Annotated in this window: 11 protein-coding genes; all 11 read right to left on the reverse strand. The window is 44.6% G+C overall.

Annotation, left to right across the window (positions count from 1 at the left end):
- Nucleotides 1-161: 161 nt before the first annotated feature.
- The 11 genes from tatC to L2082_RS17210 all read right to left on the reverse strand — a co-directional run bounded on the left by tatC (nt 162) and on the right by L2082_RS17210 (nt 7840).
- A complete protein-coding gene (gene tatC / locus L2082_RS17160) occupies nt 162-908 on the reverse strand; it encodes a twin-arginine translocase subunit TatC (protein ID WP_446010117.1) in 747 nt (248 codons plus the stop codon).
- Nucleotides 905-1444 (reverse strand): Sec-independent protein translocase protein TatB, encoded by a 540-nt coding sequence (gene tatB / locus L2082_RS17165; RefSeq protein ID WP_446012029.1) that lies wholly within the window; start codon nt 1442-1444, stop codon nt 905-907. The genes tatC and tatB overlap by 4 nt, the downstream gene beginning before the upstream one ends.
- A 64-nt stretch (nt 1445-1508) precedes the next feature.
- Nucleotides 1509-2708, reverse strand: a complete 1200-nt coding sequence (locus L2082_RS17170; RefSeq protein WP_446010116.1) for a DegT/DnrJ/EryC1/StrS family aminotransferase — start codon at nt 2706-2708, stop codon at nt 1509-1511.
- 58 nt (nt 2709-2766) lie between these two features.
- Nucleotides 2767-4410 carry an RNA-binding domain-containing protein gene (locus L2082_RS17175; RefSeq protein WP_446010115.1) on the reverse strand — a complete coding sequence of 548 codons (1644 nt, stop codon included), beginning with the start codon at nt 4408-4410 and terminating at the stop codon, nt 2767-2769.
- A gap of 288 nt (nt 4411-4698) precedes the next feature.
- Nucleotides 4699-5061, reverse strand: a complete 363-nt coding sequence (panD, locus tag L2082_RS17180; RefSeq protein ID WP_446010114.1) for an aspartate 1-decarboxylase — start codon at nt 5059-5061, stop codon at nt 4699-4701.
- A gap of 33 nt (nt 5062-5094) precedes the next feature.
- On the reverse strand, nt 5095-5493 hold the full coding sequence (locus tag L2082_RS17185; RefSeq protein ID WP_446010113.1) for a type II toxin-antitoxin system VapC family toxin: 399 nt from the start codon (nt 5491-5493) through the stop codon (nt 5095-5097).
- A complete protein-coding gene (locus L2082_RS17190; RefSeq protein ID WP_446010112.1) occupies nt 5490-5717 on the reverse strand; it encodes a hypothetical protein in 228 nt (75 codons plus the stop codon). Before L2082_RS17190 ends, L2082_RS17185 begins: the two co-directional genes overlap by 4 nt.
- Nucleotides 5718-5734: 17 nt before the next feature.
- Nucleotides 5735-6058, reverse strand: coding sequence for a cupin domain-containing protein (locus tag L2082_RS17195; protein WP_446010111.1), 324 nt, complete (start codon nt 6056-6058; stop codon nt 5735-5737).
- Nucleotides 6058-6264 (reverse strand): hypothetical protein, encoded by a 207-nt coding sequence (locus tag L2082_RS17200; protein WP_446010110.1) that lies wholly within the window; start codon nt 6262-6264, stop codon nt 6058-6060. The genes L2082_RS17195 and L2082_RS17200 overlap by 1 nt, the downstream gene beginning before the upstream one ends.
- The gene (panC, locus tag L2082_RS17205) at nt 6248-7108 is read right to left on the reverse strand and encodes a pantoate--beta-alanine ligase (RefSeq protein WP_446010109.1); all 861 of its coding nucleotides are present in this window, start codon (nt 7106-7108) and stop codon (nt 6248-6250) included. Before panC ends, L2082_RS17200 begins: the two co-directional genes overlap by 17 nt.
- A gap of 15 nt (nt 7109-7123) precedes the next feature.
- Nucleotides 7124-7840: a YfgM family protein gene (locus L2082_RS17210; protein WP_446010108.1), complete on the reverse strand. Its 717-nt coding sequence runs from the start codon at nt 7838-7840 to the stop codon at nt 7124-7126.
- Between the last annotated feature and the right edge of the window lie 504 nt (nt 7841-8344).

Below are 8344 nucleotides of genomic sequence, written 5' to 3' on the forward strand. Positions count from 1 at the left end.
TGAAGAGAAAGTTAGCTGGACGGCCAGGAAAATAGTCACATTGCTATAGGGAAGAACGCCTGAGTCTCTCCAGAGAGAGCAAAAATGCTCAACAGGCGTATATCGTTGTCGTGTCCGGGAATTGCTGAAAATGTTTGTAAGAAACCACGCCCAGATAATTTTCACCCCACGCTCTGATCTTTGACAAAAATCCGCCCAGCAAAAATCCCGGCTTCATAAAGGATAAACAAAGGAAAGGCAAGCAGAACAGTTGCTGTCACTTCACCAGCTGTGAGGAGAAAAGCAAGCACAACAATAGCTATGTAAAAATACTTGCGCTGTGTTTTGAAATAATCACGACTAACAAGTCCTGACCAGATCGTCATCACCATAAGAAAGGGAATTTCAAAAGATATGGCAAAGGCAAGGACCATACGGGCCACAAAGGTCAGATAAAGGCTCAGCTTCGGCAAAGGGATGAGATTCTCTCCTCCATAGCTCATAAAAAAAGTGAGCACTTTAGGAAGGACAATAAAAAAGGCAAACAAAGCCCCACCTATAAACAGACCTGTTGACCAAAAAATAATCCTGCGGGCGATAATACGCTCCTCTTTTAATAGGCCCGGAGCAACAAACATCCATGCCTGATAGAGCAGGTAAGGAAAGCTCACTATAATCCCTGTGAGCAAGGCAAGTTTAATATAGGAGACAAAAGCATCCGTCAGCTTGGTATACACCAATCTCTCCAGAGTTGGAGCTGCCTCAAAGAGCGGGCGAGTGCAGAGAAGAGCCAGAGAATCAATAAAGAGGTAAGCAAGTGCTGTGCTGAGTGCAATGGCCGCAAATCCCTTGATAACCCTTTTTCTCAGCTCCTGATGGTGAGGACGAAAACGCTGAAAAAATGAACTGTTGATAAAATCGGTATTCATGCAACAGAACCAGGGCCGGATGCAGATGAATCCTTTTCTTCTGTATTCTGCCCCTTCCTCTCAAGCTCAACATCAAGTTCAACAGATTCACCTTCATCTTTAAGGGTCTTTTCAACAGCCTCTAATTGGTTTGATTGGTTTGATGGACTGTCATTCTGAATAACTTTATCCTGAGCTACTTGAGTTTCTCCCTCTGGCCTGGAATATGGAGCTTCTTCTTCCATCACCTCATCCTCTTGCGTAAAAGCTGTGTCAGCGGTACTTTCGCCTTCCTGCTTCCAGTGATTTGGAGATGTTGTGACATCTTCCAGCATTCTCGTCTTCATTTGACCAGCTGTCTGTTGAAGTTCCTGCTTTACAGAGCTGACAACTTTTGTTTCTTCGTTCAGACTGTCTTTCACCTGATTCATGGTGTTTTTGAGCTCATTAACACCCTTTGCCAGCGAACGAGCCAGCTCAGGTAGTTTATCTGGGCCGACAACAATTAATGCTACAGCCAGAATCACGATCATTTCTGGCAAACCTATTCCAAACATATTATTTTAAGGGCGCTATTATGAGTTATATATAATTGAAAATGAGCTCAACGAGTCCACTCAGCTACAACCCAGCAGCCTTACCAAGTGCTGCCAGCATAGTATCCCGCTGCCTATCACTCAGGTTAACCGGAACCTGATACACCAAGGTTCGGCTCATTAACTCAACAGAAGCAGGTAAGGACTCAGGATCGTAAATAACGCGGCGCTTGCCGTGGGCATTAAAGGGCCAGCCGTTTTGGGCTAAGGTTTTTCCTTTAAGGAGATGTTCCCAGGAAGGATAAAAATGCCAGCTGTTTTCTCCAAAATTGATAGCTCCTGCTTGATTATCCCGCAATACCTGATTGATCTTAGCAGCCTGCTCTTTATCCGGCAACATAAAAGCAAAAAAGGTGGCAGAGTCACCCTGCTCATCCAAAATATCCCGGAAACTCACGCCTGCAATCTTAGAGGCAGCTTCTTTGAGGATGGCCTTATTCTTCTGCTGGGAGGCAATCATAGCATCTAACTTCGCCAACTGGGCCAGTCCGATAGCCCCTTGCAGCTCCATCATCCGGTAATTGAAGCCGATAAAGCGGCGCCCCTCCCCACCCCGTCCACCGGGATTAACCGCATGGTCATGCCCGTGATCATGATACTCGGAACAATTGCGCCACAGCTCTTCATTATTGGTGATAACCATCCCGCCTTCACCAGTGGTCATGGTTTTGACCGAATCAAAGGAAAAGGTGCCGAAATGACCAAAGGTGCCGAGATGCTGTCCACCCAGCCGAGCCCCGGCGGCTTGAGCTGTGTCTTCCAGAACCGGAACGCCGTATTTATCTGCAATGGCCTTGATTTCCACGATCCTGGCCGGAGCACCGAGCATGTGTACCGGGATAACAGCCCGTGTTTTCGAGGTGATTTTTTGCTCCAGATCATTCGGGTCCATGTTCAGGGTCTGATCCACTTCTGTAAAAACCGGCACAGCGCCGATATCGAGAATAGCTTCCCAGGTAGCAACAAAGGTAAAACCCTGAGTGATCACTTCATCGCCGATACCCACCCCGAGAGCGGCTAAAGCGACTTTCAAAGCAGCGGTTCCCGAGGTCACGGCCTGGGCATGGGCAGCGCCCGTGTACTGGGCAAAGGCCTGCTCAAATTCACGCACCTTGTACACGCCCTTGCGCTGCTCACCGAATTCATAGCGAAACAGGACACCGGTGTCAAACACCTCCAGGGCCTGTTGTTTTTCTTCTTCTCCGAATACTTCAAAACCGGGCATGGTTGTTCCTCACTTTCATTTTTTAATTTCGTAGATGGCTCTATACTTCAACGAGAGTTTACCCAAAATGGTTCTTTACATACTCAACGAGCTTAGGGCCATCAAGCTTGTCAGTAGCAGGGTTAGTTCTCACGTAAAATTCCGCATTATCTAGATAACAGGGTGAGTTTGATCCTTTGCAGCTAACGACAAGGATATCTTTCTGTTTAACTTTTATTAATTCATACTCAATAAACGGATAAAACTCTTCGCCAATCCTTTTTTTGATCAAGTTTTTAACATGAAGAAAAAATTTATCTTTATTGCCTTTATAAAACTTATTGATTTCAATATCTAGCCCTTGAATATTACCTTTATCTGTAACGCCAACCAAGAGAACTCCACCTTCTGTATTTAAAAATGCAACAATCGTTTTTAGTACTGACAATTCAATATATTTTTCTTTGCTTTTCTTTCTTACATCAAGGCTTAATGTTTCCTTAAATTCTATCGTCTTTGATTCACCTTGCCTAATCAGACTGTAAACTTCATCTACTTTTGTAAGTCCACCAATGGCTTTTAGCATGTTATCCAACTGAGAAGAAATTGATGTCGAGCTGGTTGGATTCAATGCCAACTCCTCGTTGAAGCTATCAATTGCACTTTTCAGCTTATGAAGCTTATGCTGCGAATCTATAATGAGTTCCTGAACATCGGACGAGGGCAAAGCAATTGTTGCCTGCTCTAAATCTCGTTTAGAGAGATGCCGTATAGTCTGTCCCGATGTTAATGATTGAAGGATGAGACGACCTAACTTGGATTTAAAGAATACGGATACATATTCGTTGTCAGCTTTTTCGTTAAGAACAACTTGAAAATAATAATGGTGCTTAATAGTGGTATCTGCAAGTCTCGTCACAACGGGCGAGTTACCTATCTTGGGAATATATAGAGAATTTCTTTTTTCACAATGTTCTTTTCCTTGAGCCACCGAGTTAACTTCCCTTGCAATATCTCCTATGCTATACGCTTTGTATTCTTTGTACTGAGTTTCCAGTTTCTCTATTTGCTGTTTTATTCGTATGCGAGGAAACCCTTGAAATGTCCCTTTTTCAATCATCATTCCACGAGCTAAATCCTCCGCAATAATCCCAGAATGATAATTCTTGGCTACCTGATGCGCCTGTGATTCATCCAGCAATTCTGCAATAAATACCGAATTAGTCTTTCCCTTCTTAATAACAACAAAAACAGGTGTGATTGATGTTTCTGGCCGTAATATCCCTTCTGGAGCATTGAATATAGCACTGATAAAATAACCTTCTGAATTCAAAGCAGCTTCAAGCTTTTTACCTTCCGATATTCCAAAACCATACGGTTCAACGATGAAAATTGCCAAACCATTTTCCGAAAGATATTGAAGTGATTTTAAGATTTCCCTCCAGTTGCAACGGATTTTTAACTTATTTTTACCGAATTCATACAGTTCCGGTCTACCCATCGCAAGAGGTAGATCGCCAAGAATCAAATCGAACTTATCAATTTTTGACAGGCATCTTTCCCAAGAATACAAACCAAATACAACTCGGGTATCAAACTGAACATTTTCAAAAACAAAAAAGTTTGAGGCCGCAATATTAAGATAACTTTTCAGCCGTGCCAACGATATTAATTCGTTAACAAAAGAGGCAACAGTTTTTATTTCCTCTGTTTTGTTTATCATATTCGTGCTGTCCAGCTAACTATATGCGATTATCGAATTAGGTAATTATATTATACGTTTCAAATGATTGACCGGTATCACCAACACACTTCACCCGCCTCCTTGTCCGTTCACAACATCGCATTGTAAGCATCAAATGCCTCGCTGCACGCTTGCAACGTCACGTTGTAAACTTCAAACATCACATTTTAAACCTTGAATGGCTCATTTGAAGCGTAAAACGCAGTATTGTAAACGGCAAACGGCCCGTTGTTAACGGGCATCAGGATGCTCTTTATCTCATCTACTTTACTTATCAATCAATTTCCGAATACCATTCTTCTCATCGCAAAGAATAATCTTTGGTGCAAAATCCTTCAGCTCGAGTTCATCGTACTGAGCATAGGTCACGATGATAATCAAATCCCCTACATGTCCTTTCCGGGCAGCAGCTCCATTCAATCCGATGACACCAGTTCCTCTTTTACCTTGGATAGCATAGGTGTCAAAGCGTTCGCCATTATTGATATTATAAACCTTGACCCGCTCAAAAGGGATAATCCCGGCGGCATCCAGCAGGTCCTGATCAATACTCAGGCTGCCGTCATAATTAAGATCCGCTTCGGTAATGGTTGCCCGGTGGATCTTGGATTTTAGCATTGTTCGCTGCATCAGATTACTTTTTCACTGTTTATAGTTAACCAGTCATGAGCCGGTGATCAAAAGGTCAGCCAGTTCTGTATATGATGGAAACCAGCTGTCGAGACTGATTATTCTTGCATTATTGATAATAGAGGTGGCAATAATAAACCTGTCCGCCGGATCTTTGTGGTGATACGGCAGTCGCCCCGCCAGCCTTGCGATGTTTTCATCAATAGGCAGTGCGATGATATCTGAACCGCTCAATGCTTCTGTCAACCATTCATCAACAGGGAGCGGCAATTTTATTCGATGAAACCTTTCCAGCAGAACAACTTCCCAGCATGATATAGAAGAAACAGCCAATGCATCGTCCGCTGTTTTGATCAACTTTGTCAAGTTGTCGGGCAAAGGATCGTCCGGCAACAGCCAGCGTACCCAGATATGTGTATCCAGCAGAATCATTTCAAAACATCCCAGTCTTCAGGAGGTACAACGGGGGACATGATATCTCCGAGAATCTTTCCTTTTCCGTGGATACGTGGAGACGGTCTCCGCCTCTTGCCCGTTTCTTCTTTCTTCTCCGGTATAAGAAAGATTGCCTCAATGCGAACACCGGCGGGTAACTCCGGCTGAAACAGCAGCCGTCCGTGCCGGTCTGTTTCAAGAATCATTTTTTTTGCACGCATAACCTGTGTTCTTCTCCTCAAAATTTTCCATAATGTACGGCCAACCAGACCGTCAGGGCTTCCGGTTCCGTCCAGATGACTTTATGCTTTGTATGCGCCGGGATATGGAGATAATCGCCCTTTCGTAGGGTCACCTGCCGCTTATCCTCGGCAAACAACAGCGTTCCGGCCCCTTCCAGCACTAGCACCCATTCGTGTTCTTCCTGATCATACCAACCGGTCTCCGGTGAAACATGGCCCTTGGAGACAATGCGTTCAATGCGGATATTTTTCGCGTGAAGCAGTTCATCGAAAACTTCATACTCCGGGTCGGACGGCAAAGTGGAGAAAATATTTTCCATCAGTTGATCACTTCAGGTAAGGGAATATCATCTTCCTGATGAATCTCAATCCACTCTTCAACAATCTTGCACAATTCTCTGTCAACAGCGGCCTTATCATCACCATGTACGCCTCCCAACATGAGACCGGGACAACGTCCGATGTAACACTGATCTTCTTCGCTCCACTCAACAATTTTAAGATAGCTGTCAGAGAGTTTTTTCATCAACAAACCCATTATCAATCAGCCGCACCCTGCCGTTGATCTTCACAGCCAAAGCCAGTACCGTATCCTTATTGACCTCGGCAACCGGCTGAAGCGTAAACTGATCAACAAAGCTGATATAATCCACTGCCGTACCGGGAAAAGAGAGAATAAATCGTTCTAACTCAACAGTGAGCTGTGCCGCATCTCGCTTGCCCTCTGCGACTAGAGTTCGGGCCATTGCCAAGGCACGGAAAAGACTGAGTGCGGACTCCCGTTCCTTTGGTTGCAGATAGGTATTGCGGGAACTCATGGCTAAACCATCTTTTTCCCGGATAACAGGATGGCCTATAATCTTCACCCCAAAGTTCAAATCCGTTGTCATCTGCCGAATCACGGCCAGCTGCTGAAAATCCTTTTCTCCAAACACAGCCAAATCAGGACGAACAATATTAAAGAGCTTGCTCACCACGGTGGCAACCCCGGTAAAATGGCCAGGACGGGAGGTCCCGCAAAGCTGACCTGTCAGCTCCTCCCCAACAGTCACTGCTGTCTTAGCTCCATAAGGATACATATCCTCTGCCTCCGGGGCAAAGATCACCTCTACCCCAACGCTGTCTGCCAAGGCCTGGTCTCGTTCAAAATCCCTGGGATAGGCTGTCAAATCCTCTTGAGGGCCAAACTGGGTAGGATTGACAAAAAGGCTCACCACTACCTGATCTGCCAACTCACCAGCCCGCCGCATAAGGGCAAGATGGCCTTCATGAAAAAAGCCCATAGTGGGAACGAAACCAATGGTCCTGCCTGCAAGGGCCTGCTCTTGAGACCAGACAGTCATTTCCTGGGGAGACCGTATAATCTTCATGGGAAAATCTCTACGCTACTGCAACAGACGATTCAGACTGGCCTGAACCATATCACGAGCCAGAGAATTCTGCGGAGCAGGGCCAACCTCTTCTTTTTTGCCCTCTGTCAGGCTCATATAGCGCTGATACAGAGCAACAGCCTGTTCCTTCTTGCCCATAGCCTCATAAATACGGGCAAGATTGCTCAAGGCCATCGCTTTAAAGCCCTCTTTCTTCTGCAAATTCTCATAAGCAACAACAGCCTTGTCAAGTTCCTGCTGCTGCTCGTACAAGGCACCGAGATTAACCATCACCAAAGGTTTGAGCAGATCATCTTGTTTCAGTTCGCTGTTCAAGGCTTCTAAACGCTCTATAGCGCCCTTATACTTGCCTTCTTCCTGGTCAAGACGGGCCAACTGAATTTGACTCCAGACAGCAGAGGGGGTTGAGCTAAAATCGTCCTTTATTTTACTCAGGGCTGCTACCCGTTCTTTCCCTTCCAAAAGCAGAGCCGCATCATAGGCCTTGGCGGCCTTGTTTAAGGTATAGGTACGATAGGAGTCATACAGCGAGACAATAATAACCACCACAGCAATAATGGTGACCACGGTCCAGATTTTACGCTGATTTCGCTGTAAAAAATCAACCACCGTCGGGGGCAGATCCAGTTGATCCAAAACCCCGCTATGATCCTCGACATGGTCATTATCCCGCAAATCCTTCAGGTGGAAGGAACTTTGTTGTTTTGACATGAACTGTTCTCCGGTTTATGGTAAATCATCCAATCTTTTTTTTGTATTTTACTACATAGGCAGAATTTGCTCTTTTGAGTCTGTCTCGCAAATGTATCAGAGATCGAATCAGAGCCCGTACTGTCACAGGTGCAACTATAGCTTAAATCCTGAAAAATGCATTAACCTTTTCCCCTTTTTCAGGAGTAATTACACTGCTGCTGAGATAATTTTTTGTTTTTTGGTGCAAAGCGATTAACAAGAACAAACAGAACAAACACGAAAAAAGGCAGAGCAGCTAATGGCACGACTTTAAGGCTTGGCCTTTATGAACGAGTTGTATTTATTGAGAATTCAGAAAATTAATTTAGCCACAGATGTCATAACATATTGACACGGCTATTGATTTCTTGTAATAATGAAATTTTCACATCAATAAGCTACAGAGAGACATATGACATTTTCAAAACCAATCAAAAAAATCGGTCACCAAATTAACAAGCTAAAAGCCCGCTTCTGTCAATC

Source organism: Candidatus Electrothrix sp. (genome assembly GCF_052785085.1).

What these genes read in the sequence shown, in the direction of transcription:
- tatC (WP_446010117.1), bottom strand. Translation starts at nt 908, where the DNA reads ATGAATACCGATTTTATCAACAGTTCATTTTTTCAGCGTTTTCGTCCT.
- tatB (WP_446012029.1), bottom strand. Translation starts at nt 1,444, where the DNA reads ATGTTTGGAATAGGTTTGCCAGAAATGATCGTGATTCTGGCTGTAGCA.
- L2082_RS17170 (WP_446010116.1), bottom strand. Translation starts at nt 2,708, where the DNA reads ATGCCCGGTTTTGAAGTATTCGGAGAAGAAGAAAAACAACAGGCCCTG.
- L2082_RS17175 (WP_446010115.1), bottom strand. Translation starts at nt 4,410, where the DNA reads ATGATAAACAAAACAGAGGAAATAAAAACTGTTGCCTCTTTTGTTAAC.
- panD (WP_446010114.1), bottom strand. Translation starts at nt 5,061, where the DNA reads ATGCAGCGAACAATGCTAAAATCCAAGATCCACCGGGCAACCATTACC.
- L2082_RS17185 (WP_446010113.1), bottom strand. Translation starts at nt 5,493, where the DNA reads ATGATTCTGCTGGATACACATATCTGGGTACGCTGGCTGTTGCCGGAC.
- L2082_RS17190 (WP_446010112.1), bottom strand. Translation starts at nt 5,717, where the DNA reads ATGCGTGCAAAAAAAATGATTCTTGAAACAGACCGGCACGGACGGCTG.
- L2082_RS17195 (WP_446010111.1), bottom strand. Translation starts at nt 6,058, where the DNA reads ATGGAAAATATTTTCTCCACTTTGCCGTCCGACCCGGAGTATGAAGTT.
- L2082_RS17200 (WP_446010110.1), bottom strand. Translation starts at nt 6,264, where the DNA reads ATGAAAAAACTCTCTGACAGCTATCTTAAAATTGTTGAGTGGAGCGAA.
- panC (WP_446010109.1), bottom strand. Translation starts at nt 7,108, where the DNA reads ATGAAGATTATACGGTCTCCCCAGGAAATGACTGTCTGGTCTCAAGAG.
- L2082_RS17210 (WP_446010108.1), bottom strand. Translation starts at nt 7,840, where the DNA reads ATGTCAAAACAACAAAGTTCCTTCCACCTGAAGGATTTGCGGGATAAT.